The organism is Ruegeria sp. HKCCA6837 (genome assembly GCF_013034475.1).
Taxonomy (GTDB): domain Bacteria; phylum Pseudomonadota; class Alphaproteobacteria; order Rhodobacterales; family Rhodobacteraceae; genus Ruegeria.
The window spans coordinates 88624-106462 of the sequence record NZ_WQGD01000002.1 but is presented as its reverse complement, the minus strand read 5'-3'; the positions used below and the strand labels follow the sequence as shown (position 1 = coordinate 106462).

The 17839-nt window shown below is 56.7% G+C and carries 16 protein-coding genes; 6 read left to right on the top strand and 10 right to left on the bottom strand.

The window, feature by feature from the left end:
- Positions 1 to 3 precede the first annotated feature (3 nt).
- The 5 genes from GOV91_RS04815 to GOV91_RS04795 all read right to left on the bottom strand — a co-directional run bounded on the left by GOV91_RS04815 (position 4) and on the right by GOV91_RS04795 (position 5549).
- Positions 4 to 933 carry a 3-keto-5-aminohexanoate cleavage protein gene (locus GOV91_RS04815; protein ID WP_171234644.1) on the bottom strand — a complete coding sequence of 310 codons (930 nt, stop codon included), beginning with the start codon at positions 931 to 933 and terminating at the stop codon, positions 4 to 6.
- Positions 930 to 1724, bottom strand: a complete 795-nt coding sequence (locus tag GOV91_RS04810; protein ID WP_171234643.1) for an SDR family NAD(P)-dependent oxidoreductase — start codon at positions 1722 to 1724, stop codon at positions 930 to 932. Before GOV91_RS04810 ends, GOV91_RS04815 begins: the two co-directional genes overlap by 4 nt.
- Positions 1721 to 3256 (bottom strand): choline-sulfatase, encoded by a 1536-nt coding sequence (gene betC / locus GOV91_RS04805; RefSeq protein WP_171234642.1) that lies wholly within the window; start codon positions 3254 to 3256, stop codon positions 1721 to 1723. Before betC ends, GOV91_RS04810 begins: the two co-directional genes overlap by 4 nt.
- Positions 3253 to 4392, bottom strand: coding sequence for an SRPBCC family protein (locus GOV91_RS04800; RefSeq protein ID WP_171234641.1), 1140 nt, complete (start codon positions 4390 to 4392; stop codon positions 3253 to 3255). Before GOV91_RS04800 ends, betC begins: the two co-directional genes overlap by 4 nt.
- 140 nt (positions 4393 to 4532) lie before the next feature.
- Positions 4533 to 5549: a GlxA family transcriptional regulator gene (locus tag GOV91_RS04795; RefSeq protein ID WP_217352014.1), complete on the bottom strand. Its 1017-nt coding sequence runs from the start codon at positions 5547 to 5549 to the stop codon at positions 4533 to 4535.
- 181 nt (positions 5550 to 5730) lie between these two features.
- Here GOV91_RS04795 and msrA point away from each other — a divergent pair, with 181 nt between their 5' ends.
- A complete protein-coding gene (gene msrA, locus GOV91_RS04790) occupies positions 5731 to 6402 on the top strand; it encodes a peptide-methionine (S)-S-oxide reductase MsrA (RefSeq protein WP_171234640.1) in 672 nt (223 codons plus the stop codon).
- Here the strand turns inward: msrA and GOV91_RS04785 are convergent.
- On the bottom strand, positions 6399 to 7271 hold the full coding sequence (locus GOV91_RS04785) for a ribokinase (RefSeq protein WP_171178668.1): 873 nt from the start codon (positions 7269 to 7271) through the stop codon (positions 6399 to 6401). The genes msrA and GOV91_RS04785 overlap by 4 nt on opposite strands.
- A 3-nt stretch (positions 7272 to 7274) precedes the next feature.
- Entirely contained in the window at positions 7275 to 9530 is a 2256-nt protein-coding gene (locus tag GOV91_RS04780) for an NADP-dependent malic enzyme (RefSeq protein WP_171178670.1), read from the bottom strand.
- 163 nt (positions 9531 to 9693) lie between these two features.
- Between GOV91_RS04780 and mutS the strand changes: the two genes are divergently transcribed.
- On the top strand, positions 9694 to 12309 hold the full coding sequence (gene mutS / locus GOV91_RS04775; RefSeq protein WP_171234835.1) for a DNA mismatch repair protein MutS: 2616 nt from the start codon (positions 9694 to 9696) through the stop codon (positions 12307 to 12309).
- Between the two features lie 59 nt (positions 12310 to 12368).
- Here the strand turns inward: mutS and GOV91_RS04770 are convergent, their stop codons facing one another.
- Both GOV91_RS04770 and hrcA read right to left on the bottom strand, forming a co-directional pair.
- Positions 12369 to 12932 (bottom strand): nucleotide exchange factor GrpE, encoded by a 564-nt coding sequence (locus tag GOV91_RS04770; protein WP_171178672.1) that lies wholly within the window; start codon positions 12930 to 12932, stop codon positions 12369 to 12371.
- Between the two features lie 10 nt (positions 12933 to 12942).
- Complete coding sequence (gene hrcA / locus GOV91_RS04765; RefSeq protein WP_171234639.1) at positions 12943 to 14007, bottom strand: heat-inducible transcriptional repressor HrcA; 1065 nt, start codon at positions 14005 to 14007, stop codon at positions 12943 to 12945.
- A 112-nt stretch (positions 14008 to 14119) separates the two neighbouring features.
- Here hrcA and rph point away from each other — a divergent pair, with 112 nt between their 5' ends.
- Genes rph through GOV91_RS04745 form a run of 4 tightly spaced genes read left to right on the top strand, consistent with a single transcriptional unit; the run spans position 14120 to position 16944 of the window.
- Positions 14120 to 14833, top strand: a complete 714-nt coding sequence (gene rph, locus GOV91_RS04760) for a ribonuclease PH (protein WP_171234638.1) — start codon at positions 14120 to 14122, stop codon at positions 14831 to 14833.
- Positions 14830 to 15444, top strand: coding sequence for an RdgB/HAM1 family non-canonical purine NTP pyrophosphatase (gene rdgB / locus GOV91_RS04755; RefSeq protein WP_171234637.1), 615 nt, complete (start codon positions 14830 to 14832; stop codon positions 15442 to 15444). Before rph ends, rdgB begins: the two co-directional genes overlap by 4 nt.
- Positions 15434 to 16588: a radical SAM family heme chaperone HemW gene (gene hemW, locus GOV91_RS04750; protein ID WP_171234636.1), complete on the top strand. Its 1155-nt coding sequence runs from the start codon at positions 15434 to 15436 to the stop codon at positions 16586 to 16588. Before rdgB ends, hemW begins: the two co-directional genes overlap by 11 nt.
- 2 nt (positions 16589 to 16590) lie before the next feature.
- Positions 16591 to 16944, top strand: a complete 354-nt coding sequence (locus GOV91_RS04745; protein WP_171178680.1) for a YbaN family protein — start codon at positions 16591 to 16593, stop codon at positions 16942 to 16944.
- Here GOV91_RS04745 and GOV91_RS04740 read toward each other — a convergent pair.
- A complete protein-coding gene (locus GOV91_RS04740) occupies positions 16934 to 17830 on the bottom strand; it encodes a ParB/RepB/Spo0J family partition protein (protein WP_171178682.1) in 897 nt (298 codons plus the stop codon). The two genes, GOV91_RS04745 and GOV91_RS04740, sit on opposite strands and share 11 nt — an antisense overlap.
- Between the last annotated feature and the right edge of the window lie 9 nt (positions 17831 to 17839).

The window sequence follows — 17839 nt, the reverse complement described above, 5'->3', positions numbered from 1 at the left end:
CCGTCAAAAAGCGGTCTGGTCGTTGCCCTTCAGGCCCAAACGTTGGCGGGCCTCGTCCGGTGTAGCGACCGTCAGGCCAAGATTTTCGATGATTGAGCGAATCTTGCGGACCTGATCAGCGTTGGACTTCGCCTTTTCGCCGGGCCCGATGTAAAGGCTGTCTTCCAGCCCAACCCGCACATTGCCACCAAGAATCGCGGCCTGTGTCGTGAAGGCCATCTGGTGGCGACCTGCGGCCAGCACCGACCATTCATAGCTATTTCCAAACAACTTTTCGGCAATTGTGTGCATGTGCATCAAGTTATCGGGGTCGGCACCAACACCGCCCAGAATCCCAAAAACCATCTGGATGAAAAATGGCGGCTTTACCCAACCCTGATCCACCACCCAAGCCAGGTTGTAGAGATGTCCCAAATCGTAGCATTCGAATTCGAATTTCGTGCCGTGACCTTCGCCCAATTCCTTCATCGCATATTCGATATCAGCAAACGTGTTGCGGAAAATGAAGTCGCGGGTCATGTCCAGAAACTCGGGTTCCCAGTCATGTTTCCAGCCTGAATATTTCTGCATCATAGGGAAGATGCCGAAGTTCATCGAGCCCATGTTCATGCTGGCCATTTCGGGGCTGGCCCGTAATGCCGCACGCAGGCGTTCTTCGCGGGTCATGCCCAACCCGCCACCGGTTGAGACATTCATCACAGCACCGGTTGCTTGTTTGATGCGGGGCAGGAACTGCATGAAAAGGTCAGGGTCCGGATCTGGTCGACCGTTTTCCGAATTGCGGGCATGAAGATGGATGATCGCAGCCCCGGCCTCGACGGCACCAATACTGGCCTCGGTGATTTCGTTTGGCGTGATGGGCAAGTGTTCTGACATGGTCGGCGTATGAATCCCGCCAGTCGGAGCACATGTAATGATGACCGGTTTGCTCATAGCTTCATCTGCTGGACTTGTGCGCTCAGCCCTCCGTCCAGAACCCAAAGTTGACCGCTGGCATATCGAGCCTCGTCCGAAGCCAGCCAATTCACCAGATTCGCGATGTCGTCGGGCGTGCCATATGTGCGCATCGGGTGCACATCGCGCACGGCCTGCTGCAACTGGTCGATGGTCTTGCCGCCACCGCCCGAGCCATCGCCGGTGAAAAAGCTCTGCAACATGGGTGTGTCGACATAGCCGGGGCATATGGCATTCACACGAATACCTTCCGGTCCATGATCACACGCCATTGCACGCGTCAGTGCATGAACAGCACCTTTGGTCGCGCAATAGGCGGCAAGGCCGGGGTCCGCAATGAACCCATCGTAACTCCCGAAATTGATGATCGAGGCTGACGTTCCCGACGTGGCCCCTTTGCGCAACAGTGGCAACGCGTGTTTTGAGGTCAAAAACGTGCCGTTGACATTCACAGCGAAGGACTGGTTCCATTCCTCCAACGTGGTCTGTTCGATAGTTTTCTCGATCTCAATACCAGCGGCGTTGACCAGAATGTCCAATTGGCCAGCTTCCGCACCAACCTGTTCCATCGCGGCAATCGCATCAGCTTCTTGCGTGACGTCCAGTTTCACAAAGATGCTGCCGTCGTCATCATGGGCTGACAAGGATCCTTCTGGCGTCAAATCAGCCGCATAGACCCGCGCGCCTTCGCGCAGAAAACGTGCCACGATCGCGCGCCCGATTCCGCCGCGCCCACCGGTTACAAGCGCTGTTTTGCCGTCCAGCATCATTCTTTGGTCTCCTTCAATGGCGGATAGCGATAGCGAGTCGCTGCAACCGTCCAATCCATGTGATTGCGTACATATTCCTGCGTGGCGTCTCGTGGCGGGGTGTAGTCCCAGGCCTCTCCGGCACCCGCCTCCATCGCGGCGTGCAAGGCGCGCCGGGACTTTTGCGTTGCAATGACGTCCGCACGCAGGCTTTCGCTGTTCCAACGTCGCGCCACGTCTTCAGCAAACTTTGCGGAATGTTCAGCGTAAGCCGGGTCATCGACCACATTCACCTTTTCCAACGGATCCTTGGACAGGTCGTAAAGCTGAGGTGGGTCCGGGTCGCAGTGAATATACTTCAACGGCCCGCGTCGGATCATGAATACCGGATAAGGCGTCATCTCGGCGCAATATTCGCCGATGGCTTCATCCACAGGGTCAGCTTCTCCGCGCACAAGCGGCATCAAGGATCGGCCATCAATCGGCTCCCCGAAGATCGCGTCAGAACCGCTGGCGATGTCCACAAATGTCGGCAACAGGTCGAGCAGGGAACAGGCGTTGGCAGCACAGCCTTTGGCAACACCGGGACCCGCCATGATCAGCGGCACACGGGCCGAGTGTTCAAAGAAATTCATCTTGTACCACAACCCACGCTCACCCAGCATATCGCCGTGGTCTGCGGTGACGATGACGATGGTATTGTCTAACGCGCCGATGTCTTTCAAAGCTTTGACCATCGCGCCGACCTTGCTGTCAAAGTAACTGACATTGGCCAGATAAGCGCGACGCGCGCGGCGGATTTCTTCCTCGTTCAGAGGGACATAGCTTGCCTCGATCCCATCCATCACGCGACGTGAGAACGGGTCTTGCTCTTCGGGCGTCAGTGTAAATTCCGGCATCGGGACGTCTGCGTCGGAATACAGGTTCCACCACTCGGGCTTGGCGACATAGGGGTCATGCGGATGGATAAAGCTGGCCACCATACAGAACGGAGCATTGTCCCCAGCCGCCCGATCGCGGCCCCTGTCGATCAACCAGCGACGCGCGGCAAATTCGACCTCGTCGTCATAATCCGTCTGGAAGGTGGCGACCGCCTCACCGCTTTCCTTGACGGTTTGCATGTTGTGATACCACTTGTCGATCCGCTCGTCCGGGGCTTCCCAGTCCGGGGTCCAGGCAAAATCGGCGGGGTAAATGTCGGTTGTCACACGGTCCTGAAACCCGTGTTTCTGGTCTGGCCCAACGAAATGCATCTTGCCCGACAGGCAGGTCCGGTAGCCCAGCGCCTTGAGGTAATGCGCAAAGGTCGGGACCGAGGCACGAAACTCGCTGGCGTTGTCATATGCCGCGATGCGACTGATCAGCTGCCCGGCCATGAACGCAAATCGCGACGGCGCGCAAAGAGGTGAGTTGCAATAGGCCGCGTCAAATCGCATCCCGCGTGCGGCAAGCGCGTCGATGTTTGGGGTCTTGACCGTTGGATGGCCGTAAGCGCCGCAAAAATGCGGCGCCAGTTGATCGGCCATGATCACAACGATGTTGGGCTGTGTCACGGCGCAGCCTTTGCATATGCATCCAGTACAAGCCCATGGAAATGATGCACCGCATGTTCCGATTTGCCCGAGCCATTGGGATCATGCACGATCCGGCCTTGCGTAAAGGCCGGAGTGCTCATACCGCGCTGTACGCTTTCGACAATGTCGATGTCTTCGCGTTGCAGAACCTCATCAAGATAGCGGATGGCTTCCAGTTCGGCTTCGTCTGGTTCCGGGGTTTCAAGGAAGAAATCATAAGTCTCGAGCGTCCGGTCAGGACCAATCGGGATAATATTCAGCACGATCATCGAAGACCGCCCCGGATAGCGCATCAAACATGTCGTGGGCCACAACCACCAAACTGCATGGGTTCGTACTGTGGCATTGGACACGTCATAAGCGGTGTTAGCACCCTTACCCGCCTCGGCCATATGGCTGGAGTAGATGCCGTATGTGGTCACCTTGTAGGTGTCCATATCGACCAAATCACAGAAATCCTTGTGCGCTGTCGGGCAGTGGTAGCATTCAAGGAAGTTGTCGACGACGTTCTTCCAGTTCGACTTGATGTCATAGGTCAGGCGATGACCAAATGTCAGCTGCTCGATATCCGGTGCCCAATGGCGGATTTCGGTTTCCAGATTCCCGGAAACTTCGCGCAAAGTTGCTGCGTTAGGGTCTAAGTTGACGTATATGAACCCCGCAAACTCTTCGACCTGTACTTGGTCCAGGCAGATATCCGATGTTTTGAAATTAGCCAGGTTCTCGGTCTCGGGCGCGCGCACCAACTGGCCGTCCAGTTTATAGACCCAAGCGTGATACGGGCACATTATACGCGTGGTTTCGCCCTCGCCCGACAACAGATGATGTGCGCGGTGTTTGCAGACATTATAGAACGCACGCAATGTGCCCTCGCGGTCGCGCACGACAGCAATCGGACGTCCGGCGATTTCGACGGTTGTGTATGACCCCGGAACGCGCAGCTTTTCAACGTGGCACACCCATTGCCAGGTCTTGGTTAGCACTTCGTTTTGATCGACTTGATACCAGGACGGATCGACATAGGCTTCGGCCTTCAGGGAACTGGTATTGAAGGGATCGGTGCTAAAACCATCGGAAATCCGCTCGAACTGGGTTTTGGACGGCAGCTGGCTCATGGGTGGCTCCACAGCTCAGGGGCAGGCTTTGCCCCAATGATTGACGTGTGGCGCGTATGATCCTCTGAGTCTTGGTTCGTCTCTTAACTTTTTACGCCTTATTATTTTCCGTTTTGGCCAACTTGATGATCCCGATGGCGTCAGTCTTTGGGCTTGCGATGCATCGGCCAAGCGCGGAACTCGAATGGAACTCTGCCCTCGACCCTGTCGCGCGTGGGGGGCAGGCCAAATCTTTCTTTATAAGCCCGGCTGAAATGCACCGGGCTGGAAAAGCCCGACGCCAGAGCGACCTCTGCAATGGGAAGCTCGGTCTGCGTGACCAGGCCACGTGCCCGATCCAAGCGAATGTCACGATAGTAAAGCGCGGGCGTTTTCTTGATGTAGGTCGCGAACAGCCGATCCAGTTGGCGATGAGAGATTCCCGCGCGTTTGCAAATCTGGGGAACGGGGATGGGCTCCTCAAGATTGGCTTCCATCACCTGAATCGCCGTTTTAAGCTTGGCGGGCACTGTCGTTCCCAAAGGCTCGGTTCCTTGGGGTTGCTGTTGTTCCGTGGGGCCGCGCAAACGATCGTGAAAAACGTATCTGGCCGCTGCATTGGCAAGGGCGCTGCCATGTATCCCCTGAAGAATCTGCAGGCCAAAGTCAGTTGCTGCAGAGCCACCGCAACAGGTAAGCCGATTGCCGTCCATAACATAAAGATTCTCAACGACCTCGACTTCCGGATAAAGCTCCTGCAAGGCATCGATATGCTCGTAATGAACGGTGGCGCGCCGTCCGTTCAATAACCCGGCCTGCGCCAAAATAAAGGCGCCGGTATCCAATGCGCCCAAAGTCGCGCCGCTGCGCGCAAGTTTACGCAAAGCTGTTCCCAGTTTGGATGTCAGGTGCCGTTCTGGTGTCCAACTGGAAGAGACAATGGCAATATCAGCCTCGGTGAACGAAAGCGCGTCAAGCGGTTGAGTTTCGATGCCAGCACCGTTGCTGGACACACAGAAACCGCCTGCTTCTGATACGAAGTCCCATTTGAAATAAGGCTTTCCATCCAGATAGTTGGCGGCGCGAAAAGGATCTATGAACGCCATGGTGGCCGCCATATTGAAGCTGGGCGCAACTATGACCAGCACGCGCGTCGAAACCTGCATATCCTGTGTCATCGATCCTGAATCCAAGCTTGCATCACCACATCTCAGAAAAGGTCTTTTGACTGCGATACACAAGGTTTCTTCGGACTTGGCTGAAGTTGATAAACTCGCCTCACCAGCGCGTGACATGGGATGTCAGGCAATTGCATGTTGATCCAAGTCGGGTCACCTTGGTCGTGAAAGGAGACCTGACATGACACGGACTGCTTACCTCGACACGCTTAAACCAGCCCTTCTGTTCACGCTGATCGCACTGGCGGCGATGCTGCGCGCTTTGCCTGCGCCCGCGGCGGGAACAGAAACTCTGACAGTAGCCGGAGGATGTTTCTGGTGCGTTGAATCTGATTTTGAGTCTGTCCCCGGCGTCATCGAGGCCGTTTCAGGCTATACCGGCGGCAAGTCAGCTAATCCCACTTATGATCAGGTCTCAAAAGGAGGAACCGGCCATTATGAAGCGGTTCAGATCACGTTCAATCCAGTTCAAATCTCACGGGAAACGCTTCTGAACATGTTCTTCCGCTCGGTCGACCCCACAGATGCCGGAGGTCAGTTCTGCGATCGCGGTGATAGCTATCGCACTGCGATTTTCGTCTCTAACACAGGGGAAAAAGCTTTGGCCGAGAAAGCAAAAGCAGATGCGCAGCGGGCCCTGGGCCAGACAGTGGTAACGCCGATCCTGAGCGAAGGAACTTTTTACCCAGCCGAGGCGTATCATCAGGATTACTACAAGGGGAACAAACTGATTTTGACCCGCTTCGGGCCGAAGCGACAGCACAGCGCATACAAAGCTTACCGCAAAGCCTGCGGCCGTGACGCGCGCGTCAAACAGCTTTGGGGTACTGACGCGCCGTTTGTTGGATCTTAGTCAAAGGACGCGTCGCGCACCTCTTTCAAATCGGGGATAACATCAGCCGTTCCGTGCCGCGTGACCATCAGGGCCGCGGCGCGGTTTGCTTGCAGAATAGCCTGTTCCATCGGCATTCCACGATCCATTCCTGCCAGTACATAGCCGGTGAAGGTATCGCCTGCCCCTGTTGTATCCACCGCTTGCACCTTATGTGCCGCAAACTCGACCGGTTCGCTGCCCTGCTGTAAATACCGCGCGCCCTTTGAGCCCAGCGTGACGATGACGTGCCGCACTGGCAAATCAGCGGCGCTTAAGCCGGTTTCTTGGCGCAATTGTTCAGCTTCGACCTCGTTGAGGATCAGGAAATCCAGATAGGGAAGAACCGCCTTCACAGCCTCTGCCTGAAACGGCGCTGCGGCGTAACACACGGTTAGCCCCAGCCGGTGCCCCAGTTGCGCAGCTTCCACTTGTGCGTTGGTTTCATTCTGAAGGATCAGCAGATCGCCCGTGTTTGCTGAGGATAGCGCTTGTCCCAGATCGCTGACCTCTAACGCATGATTGGCACCGGGATACAGGATGATCAGATTCTCGCCCTCAGCATCCACCGCAATGATCGCGTGTCCGGTTGGCAAATCGACCTCTGAGATAAAGCGTGTATCCACGCCATATTCCGTCAATCGATCCTTCGCCCAGCGCCCATCCTGGCCAACAGCACCGATATGGCTGACGCGCGATCCGGCCCGAGCCGCAGCCACCGACATGTTGGCCCCCTTGCCGCCCAGAAACCGATCCAGTCCAAGGGCGGCCAGAGTTTCCCCCGGCGCAGGCAGATGCGGCAGGTCATAGACCATATCCGCGTTGATCGAGCCGAGGTTCCAGATTGTCATGTCTTATCCGATGTCGCACGAGGCCAGAATGGCCATGTTTAGAATGTCATTGGCGGTCGCAACGGTCGAACAGATTTGAATCGGTTTGTCGATGCCTGACAGAATCGGACCAATTACAGTTGCACCACCCATTTCTTGCATCAATTTGGTCGAGATGGAGGCCGAGTGCCGCGCCGGAACAATCAGAATGTTCGCCGGACCGGTCAGACGCTGGAAGGGATAGGTAGCCTGCTGATCAACGTTCAACGCCACATCCACGGTCATCTCGCCTTCGTATTCAAAGTCAACACCGCGCTGGTCCAGCACCGTCGGAGCCACGTGCATCTTTTCGGCCCGTTCGGACACCGGGTAACCAAAAGTCGAGAAGCTGACGAAGGCCACCCGGGGCTCCAGGCCCATGTGACGCGCAACCGCAGCCGATCGTTCAGCAATGTTTGCCAGGTCATTCTCATCCGGCCATTCATGAACCAGCGTATCGCCAATCAGAACAATCCGGCCCTTGTGCAAAAGGGCGGTCACACCAGCGGCCCCACGCGCTGCATCGGCATCAAACACGTGGTTGATCCGATCCATCACATGCGCCGATTTGCGCGTCGCACCCGTAACCAGCCCATCCCCATGGCCGTGGGCCAGCATCAATGATGAAAACACGTGCCGATCCCGCGCGGCGAGGCGGTGAATGTCCTTTCGGTCGAAACCCTTGCGCTGCAAACGGTCGTAGAGGAAATTCGAATAGCTCTCGAGATGCGTTGTGTTGGCGGCATTCACAACCTCCAGCTCACGCACAGCGTCACCCAAGCCCGCTTCTTCCAGCTTGGCCCTGACCTCATCGGCGCGACCGACCACCAGCGCCTTTCCGAAGCCGGATCGTTGGTACATGACCGCAGCGCGCAGCACCCTTGGATCATCACCTTCGGCAAAGATCATCCGGCTTTGTGCCTGACGCGCACGGGCGTTCAAACCGCGCAGGATGCTTGCGGTCGGATCCATGCGGGATTTCAGGCTCAGCTCATAGGCGTCCATGTCGATGATCGGGCGCCGCGCCGCACCGGTGTCCATCCCGGCCTTGGCAACGGCTGGCGGGATACGGTGGATCAGACGTGGGTCGAACGGTGTCGGGATGATATAATCGCGCCCAAAGGTCAGCGATTTGCCATAGGCCATAGCAACCTCGTCCGGCACATCCTCGCGCGCCAGATTAGCCAACGCATGGGCGCAGGCAATTTTCATTTCGTCATTGATAGCGCGCGCATGGATGTCCAATGCGCCCCGGAACAGATAGGGGAAACCAAGTACGTTATTGACCTGATTGGGATAATCGCTGCGCCCGGTGGCGACGATGGCATCAACGCGGACTTCGTGTGCTTCTTCCGGAGTGATCTCGGGGTCAGGGTTCGCCATCGCAAAGATCACTGGGTTGTCCGCCATGCTGGCGACCATCTCTTGCGTGACCGCACCCTTGACCGACACGCCCAGGAACACATCCGCGCCCTTCATCGCATCTTCCAGCGTACGCAAATCTGTAGAGATGGCATGCGCGGACTTCCATTGGTTCATACCCTCTGTACGGCCCTGATAGATCACGCCTTTGGTGTCGCACACGATGCAGTTCTCGTGCCGCGCGCCCATCGCCTTGAGCAACTCGATACAGGCGATCCCTGCCGCACCCGCACCGTTCAGGACAATCTTTACATCCTCGATCTTCTTACCCGAGATTCGCAGTGCGTTCAGCAAACCCGCCGCGCAGATCACCGCCGTTCCATGTTGGTCATCGTGGAAGACGGGGATATCCATCTCTTCCTTCAAGCGCTGCTCGATGATGAAGCATTCAGGTGCTTTGATGTCTTCCAGGTTGATCCCGCCAAAGGTGGGGCCCATCAGGCGTACCGCACGGCAGAACTCATCCGGGTCTTCGGTGTCCAGTTCGATATCGATCGAGTTCACATCAGCGAACCGCTTGAACAGGACGGATTTCCCCTCCATCACCGGTTTCGAGCCCAGCGCGCCAAGATTGCCCAGGCCCAATACGGCGGTACCGTTCGAGATCACGGCGACCAGATTACCTTTGTTGGTATAGTCATACGCGGTTTCGGGCGCTTCGGCGATGGCTTCACATGGAACAGCAACGCCGGGGCTATAGGCCAGCGACAGATCACGCTGCGTGGTCATGGGCACTGTGGCTTGCACCTCCCACTTGCCGGGGGTCGGGTCCAGGTGAAAGGCCAGTGCTTCTTCTTTGGTGATCTTCGCTTTGGGCATGGAATTGGTCGTTTCTTTACAACTGCGGGACTTTCGCCTCATAGCGCAGGCAACGGCGCGCCTCAACGAGAATACGTTTTCACCTTTCGCAGCAGATGGGGGATTTGTAAGGTCGCGCCCGGAATACGCCAAAAGGGGGCCGCCTTTGTCCACAGTCACGCCGATGATGGCGCAATATCTCGAGATCAAAGAGGCCCACGCCGATGCCCTGCTGTTTTATCGCATGGGCGATTTCTACGAGATGTTCTTTGAAGATGCCGTCAATGCCGCCGAAGCGCTGGACATCGCCCTAACCAAACGCGGCAAGCACAATGGAAATGATATTCCAATGTGCGGCGTGCCAGTGCACGCAGCCGAAGGGTATTTGCTTACACTGATCCGCAAAGGCTTTCGTGTCGCTGTCTGCGAACAGATGGAAAGCCCTGCGGAAGCGAAGAAAAGAGGCTCTAAATCAGTCGTAAAGCGGGACGTCGTGCGTCTAGTGACGCCCGGCACACTGACCGAAGACGCCCTGCTGGAAGCCCGCCGCCACAACTTTCTGGCTGCCTATGCCGAGGTTCGGGATGAGGCCGCCTTGGCCTGGGCCGATATCTCGACCGGCGCGTTTCACGTGATGCCTCTGACCTCGATTCGGCTCAGCCCGGAACTGGCGCGGCTGGCCCCGTCCGAGTTGATCGTGGCCGACGGTGTTCAAGACAAGCTTAGTGAGCCGGTTCGGGATCTGGGGATTTCTCTGACGCCTGTGGGACGTGCCAGTTTTGACAGCACAGCAGCGGAAAAGCGCATATGCGGCTTGTTTCACGTCGGTGCGCTGGATGCGTTCGGGACTTTCGGTCGCGCCGAAGTTTCGGCGATGGGCGCACTGATCGATTACCTTGAGATCACGCAAAAGGGCAAATTACCCCTGCTGCAAACCCCTCTCAAAGAATCAGAAGACCGCGTCGTCCAAATTGACGCCGCAACACGCCGCAATCTGGAACTGACACGGTCGCTCGCTGGTGGGCGCGCCGGGTCTTTGTTGTCCGTGGTCGATCGCACCGTCACACCCGGCGGCGCGCGGTTGCTGGAACAGCGCCTGTCCAGCCCGTCCCGAAATCTGGACGTGATCCATGTGCGCCTAGATGCGGTAAGCTTCGCAACTGAGGACAGCCTGATTGCGTCAGACCTGCGTGAAGCGCTACGCAAAACACCGGATCTGGACCGCGCCTTGTCTCGCTTGTCGTTGGACCGAGGTGGTCCGCGCGATCTGGCTGCCATCCGCAACGGGTTGGCGCAAGCGGCCACGATTGCCAGTTTGTGCAGTGTCCAAGAGTTGCCAGTACTGTTGTCGACCGCCGTCCAAAACCTGACTGGGTTTGACGATCTCTTGACCCTTCTGGACGAAGCGCTTGTTGCGGAACCACCTCTGCTGGCACGTGACGGCGGCTTCATCGCCCCCGGTTTCGAAGTTGAACTGGACGAAGCCCGTACCCTGCGCGACGAAGGCCGCTCGGTTATCGCCGGCTTTCAACAGAAATACGCGGAACACACGGGTATCGCCTCGCTTAAGATAAAGCACAACAATGTGCTGGGGTACTTCATCGAAACCACAGCGACCCATGCCGAGAAAATGCTGAACCCGCCGTTCAGCGAAACCTATATCCACCGTCAGACCACCGCCAATCAGGTGCGTTTCACCACCGTCGAACTGTCAGAGATCGAATCCCGTATCCTGAACGCAGGGAATCTGGCGCTTGAGATTGAAAAGCGGCTCTATCAAAGGCTTTCTGATGAGGTTTTGGCCCTTGCAGCACAGCTTAATCAAGCTGCCCGCGGGCTGGCAGAGCTGGATTTAACCACTGCACTCGCCGATCTGGCACGCGGGGAAAACTGGTGTCGCCCACATGTGGACACATCACGCGCGTTCAACGTGCACGGCGGTCGACATCCGGTCGTTGAGCACGCCTTACGGCAGCAAAGCGGCGATGCCTTTGTCGCCAACGACTGCGATCTAAGCGCGGATGACGGTGCGGCCATATGGTTACTGACCGGCCCCAACATGGCTGGTAAATCAACCTTCCTGCGCCAAAACGCCCTGATCGCCCTGCTTGCCCAAATGGGCAGCTACGTGCCTGCTGAACAGGCCCATATCGGCGTTGTCAGTCAATTGTTCAGCCGGGTCGGCGCATCCGATGACCTGGCCCGGGGTCGCTCAACCTTTATGGTGGAAATGGTCGAAACCGCTGCAATTCTAAATCAGGCCGATGATCGCGCACTGGTCATTCTCGATGAAATTGGCCGCGGCACCGCCACTTATGACGGCCTCTCGATCGCGTGGGCTACGCTTGAACATCTACATGCATCCAACAAATGCCGCGCTCTGTTCGCAACTCATTACCACGAACTCACCGCTTTGGCCGGTAAACTGGAAGGCGTGGATAACGCAACCGTTGCGGTCAAAGAATGGGAAGGCGAAGTGATCTTCCTGCACGAGGTCCACAAGGGCGCCGCCGACCGCTCCTATGGTGTGCAAGTTGCCCAGCTTGCCGGATTGCCTGCATCAGTCGTCGAACGCGCTCGCGTGGTACTGGATCAATTGGAAAAAACCGAACGGGAAGGCGGTAAACAAAAGGCTCTGATCGACGATCTGCCTTTGTTTTCTGCAGCATCACCGCCACCGCCGCCCTCAACCAAAGCATCTCCTGTCACAGATATGTTGAGCGACGTCCTGCCCGACGAACTCACCCCACGCGAAGCGCTCGACCTGATTTACAAACTGAAAGAGGCGGCCAATTCCTGACCGCCCCTTCTTCTTGTTGATAAATACGGCCGCCAGAGGCTTGGCCTCTTCGAGGCCAACTAGTTCGAAGGTGTTGACGACACCCCAACCTGCGCCGGACGCAGCAAACGGTCGTGCAACATGAAACCTTCGGCAGACACCTGAATGATGTCGCCGGCTTTTGTGCCGGGCACCGGTGCTTCAAACATCGCCTCATGCACATTAGGATCAAAGCGGTCGCCAACCTCAGGTGTGATCACCTCAATCCCGTGCTTCTGGAACACATCCTTCAGCGCGCGCATGGTCAATTCAACGCCTTCCAGCAGGCCAGCAGCAACTTCTTTCTGCTCATCCGTCGCTGCCTCAAGCGCGCGCTTCATGTTGTCGTAAACCGGCAGCATGTCCCGTGCCAGCTTCGACCCGCCGTACTGTTCCGCATCGCGACGCGCCTTGTCGCCACGCTTGCGTGCATTCTCGGCATCTGCCAGCGCGCGCATGAACTTGTCTTTATAGTCGTCCCGCTCAGCGCGTAACTCATCCAATTCCAGCGCTTCGTCGCTGATCTCTGCAAACTCCTCGGCCAGCTCTTCCGCTTCCGCAGACATGATATCGTCCAGAAAATCTTCGTTCTTCGGCTCTGCCATCTCTTACCCTCTAGCTCCGGTCGGATATCAGCTTGCCGACCAGTTGCGCCGTATAATCCACGATCGGTACGATCCGTCCATAATTCAGACGCGTTGGCCCGATGATCCCGACCGCACCGATTATCTTACGATCAGCGTTCATATATGGAGACACCACCAAAGAGGAACCCGAAAGTGAGAAAAGTTTGTTCTCAGACCCAATAAAAATGCGCACACCTTCGCCATCTTCGGTCAATTCAAGGAATTCAGCGATGTCCCGCTTACGCTCCAGATCATCAAACAGGGTCCGAATCCGATCAAGTTCTTCGGCGCGACCCGGTTCGTTCAAAAGATTCGCCCGTCCACGCACGATCAAACGGGCCGAGTCGCTGCCATCTCCATCCCAGACGGCCATTCCACTTTCCACCATCTCACGCGCCAGAACGTCGATCTCTTGCTTGCGTGCATCAATCTGCGTCTGCATCTGCCGACGCACTTCGCTGAGTGTCCGCCCCTCGATGAGCGCATTTAGAAAGTTTGCCGCCTCGCGCATTGAGCTGGGGGTTTGCCCGGGCGGCGGGGTGAACAGGCGGTTTTCCACATGACCATCCGAGAAAACCAGCACTACCAAAGCCCGATCATGACCCAGTGATACGAATTCAATATGTTTGATTTCCGATTCATGCTTGGGCGTTAAAACTAGCGAGGCGCCTTGTGTCACGTGCGACAAAGCAGAGCCGACACGGTCGAGCATCCCGCCAACATCGCCTGTGTTAGAGCCTAAAGTTTGTTCTAATTTCTCGCGATCATCCGCGCCCAAGTCTCCGACTTCAAGCAATCCGTCCACAAACATCCGCAGACCTTGCTGCGTTGGAATTCGACCAGCGCTGATGTGGGGGCTGTCCAGAAGACCCAGAAACTCCAGATCTTGCATCACATTGCGAACGGTCGCTGCGCTCACCTTTTCGGACAAGGTGCGCGTTAAAGTGCGACTGCCGACGGGCTCACCGCTTTCCAGATAGCTCTCGACAATCAAACGGAACACTTCGCGTGACCGGTCGTTCATCTCATCCAGAATCTTGCTTGCTTCGCTCATGCGTCTTCCCTTGCTCGTTCGTCATTAAATAGCAGGCAAATGAAAGGTCAATCGGGGTTGCATCGTAACGCTGCGGGGCGTTATCCCCAACCCAGCAAACAAAGGAATTCCGATGCGACCCTCTGGAAGAGATTTAAGCGAAATGCGCACCGTTTCAATCGAGACGGGGTTCACCAAACATGCCGAAGGTTCCTGCCTGATCAAAATGGGCGACACGCACGTTTTGTGCACTGCAACGATCGAAGATCGCGTGCCGCCCTTTATCAAAGGCTCGGGCCTGGGCTGGGTCACGGCAGAATACGGTATGCTGCCCCGCGCCACCAACATCCGGATGCGGCGTGAAGCTGCCAGCGGCAAGCAAGGCGGTCGCACAGTGGAAATTCAGCGCCTGATCGGCCGCGCCTTGCGTGCTGGTGTGGATCGGGTCGCGCTGGGTGAACGTCAGATCACCGTGGACTGCGACGTGATCCAAGCCGATGGCGGCACCCGATGCGCGTCGATCACTGGCGGTTGGGTGGCCCTGCGGCTGGCTGTGAACAAGCTGATGAAAGCGGGCGACGTCATCTCTGATCCCTTGGTTGATCCAGTTGCGGCTGTGTCCTGCGGTATTTATGCCGGTCAGCCAGTTCTGGATCTGGATTACCCGGAAGACAGCGAAGCGGGAGTTGATGGCAACTTCATCATGACCGGATCCGGCAAGCTGATCGAAGTGCAGATGAGCGCCGAAGGCTCGGTCTTTAGCCGCGCGCAAATGGATCAGCTTATGGATCTGGCCGAAAAAGGCGTCGGCGAATTGGCTGCCGCGCAAAAGGCCGCAACCGCATGACCCGCAAGTTCGATGGGGACAGGCTGCTGGTTGCCACCCACAACATAGGCAAGCTTGAAGAGATGGCGCATCTCCTCGAACCTTTTGGCGTCACTGTTGTGGGCGCGGGCGAGATGAACCTGCCCGAGCCGGAAGAGACCGAAGACACATTTGTCGGCAACGCGCGGATCAAAGCCCACGCTGCCGCCAAAGCCACCGGCCTGCCTGCCCTGTCGGACGATTCCGGGATCACCATCGACGCGCTGGATGGCGCGCCGGGGGTTTACACTGCTGACTGGGCGGAAACGGCAAATGGTCGTGATTTCCTAATGGCCATGACCCGCGCACATAATGAGCTGGAGGCTAAAAACGCCCCTCACCCGCGCACTGCGCAATTCCGTTGTACATTGGTTCTGGCCTGGCCCGACGGACATGATGAAGTATTCGAAGGCATCGCTGCCGGCCACCTGGTCTGGCCGATCCGTGGCAAGGACGGATTCGGCTATGACCCAATGTTTGTTCCGGACGGGCACGACGTTACCTTTGCCGAAATGGATCGCTGGGAAAAGAACAAGATCAGCCACCGCGGCCGCGCGGTTGAGATGTTCGTGAAAGGCTGTTTTGGCGGATGATTGGCGCAACGGGGGCTTTGGCCTGTACGTGCATTGGCCTTTTTGCGAGGCCAAATGCCCCTATTGCGACTTCAACAGCCATGTCTCGAAGAATATTGACCAAGAAAGATGGCTTGTAGCTTATCTGAGTGAGCTGCGCCGCTCTGCCTCTGAAACGCCGGGTCGGGTACTGAACACGATTTTCTTTGGGGGCGGCACCCCGTCTCTGATGGACCCGGAAACCGTTTCTTCCGTGATTGATGAGGCGCGCGCACTTTGGCACCCGTCCAACAACATGGAAATCACCCTCGAGGCCAACCCCGGCTCGGTTGAGGCAGGTCGGTTTGCAGCTTATCGGGATGCCGGCGTAAACCGAATTTCTATGGGCGTTCAGGCGCTGCATGACGAAGATCTACGTCGTCTGGGCCGCATTCATACTGTTGCCGAGGCCCAAACCGCCTTTGATATCGCACGGACCTGCTTTGATCGTGTCAGTTTTGACCTGATCTATGCCAGACAGCACCAAACACCTGAAGCCTGGCGCGCGGAACTGAGCGAAGCCCTGTCGATGGCCGTGGACCACCTGTCGCTGTACCAATTGACGATTGAAGACGGAACTGCCTTTGGCGATCGCTATGCCGTTGGAAAACTGCGTGGCTTGCCCGAAGATGACAGCGCCGCCGACATGTATCTGATCACGCAGGACATTTGCGAAGCGCACGGTTTGCCCGCTTATGAAGTGTCCAATCACGCGCGCACGGGGGCTGAGTCGCAACACAATCTGATCTACTGGCGATACGGTGATTATATTGGCATTGGTCCCGGCGCCCATGGGAGGCTTACGCTTAACGAAGAAAAATACGCAACCGAGACCTATCTGAATCCACAGCGCTGGCTTGACGCTGCAGAGCGTGGGGGTGGAGAGAAAGGACGAACAACACTGTCCCTTGAAGACCAGGCGAGCGAATACCTTATGATGGGGATGCGAATTTCGGAAGGACTAGATATTGATCGGTGGGAGCGCTTAGCAGGCCGAAAACTCTCGGAAGACACGGTTGATCATCTGATCGGGATCAAAATGATTGAACATGAAAACGGCAGACTTCGGGCAACATCAGATGGTCGCGCTGTACTGAACGCCGTCATTCGGGAGCTTTTGAGCTAGCCATGCATTACCTTTGGGCCGGACTGGGATTGTTATGTGTTGCGCTGGCAATGGTTGGGGTTGTCCTACCCCTTTTGCCAACCGTCCCATTTCTGCTATTGGCTGCGTTTTTCTTTGCCCGATCTTCTTCGCGTTTGCACACTTGGTTGTTGACCCATCAACTGTTCGGACCGCTGATACAAGATTGGCAAAGCTCAGGCGCAATCCGCCCTAGTGCAAAAAGGGCGGCAACTGTTTCAGTCGCCGCCGTTTTTGGAATCTCAATTTGGATGTCCGCCCCGGTTTTCGTTTTGGCCATTCAAGCTGTCGTTCTGGGGGGTGTTTTGATTTTTATCTGGACGCGACCTAACGGCTGAGCTTAGCGCACAGATCATCAAGCTGATCCAAGTTCTCATATGTTAGGACAACCTGACCCGTCTCTGTTCCAGCCTTGTGATTGATCGAGACTTTCATCGCCAGAATTGCAGATAGATCTTTTTCCAAAGCGCGCGTATCGGCATCCTTGCCCGCATCCAGATTTCTGGACCGCGGTGCAGCGCGTTCGGCGTCACCTTGTTGCTGCTTCTTGACCAAAGCTTCGGTTGCGCGCACCGAAAGCCCCTCTTTGACGATCTGCTTCGCCAATTCCGATGGGTTTTCGGCCGTGATCAGGGCTCTTGCATGTCCTGCAGATATTTTTCCTTCAATAACAAGGGCTTGAACATCCATTGGCAAGGACAAAAGACGCAGAAGGTTTGCAATGTGGCTGCGGCTTTTACCCAAAGCTTCAGCCAGCTTTTCCTGCGTATGGCCGAAACGATCCATCAGTTGCTTGTACCCAGCGGCCTCTTCCACCGCGTTCAGGTCCGCGCGCTGGATGTTTTCGATTATCGCAACTTCCAGAACTTCGGTGTCGTCAAAATCCCGCACGATGACAGGGATATCATGCAGCTGCGCCATTTGCGCTGCCCGCCAACGACGCTCCCCTGCAACGATTTCGTATTCATCAGCTCCGGTCGACCGGACAATCAGAGGCTGGATAATACCCTTTTCCTTGACCGAGGCGGCCAATTCGTCCAGCTGTTCGGGCAGGAATGTGCGGCGCGGCTGATTGGGATTGGCCTTTAGCTTCTCAATTGGAACCTTAAGATCGGGCCGACGCACTTCGGACTGTGCCCGCCCTTCCGTTTCGGTATTTACGTCCGCCATAAGAGCGGACAGCCCGCGCCCCAACCCTCTGGATTTTGTTTTTTTGGCGCTCATGTCGCCCTC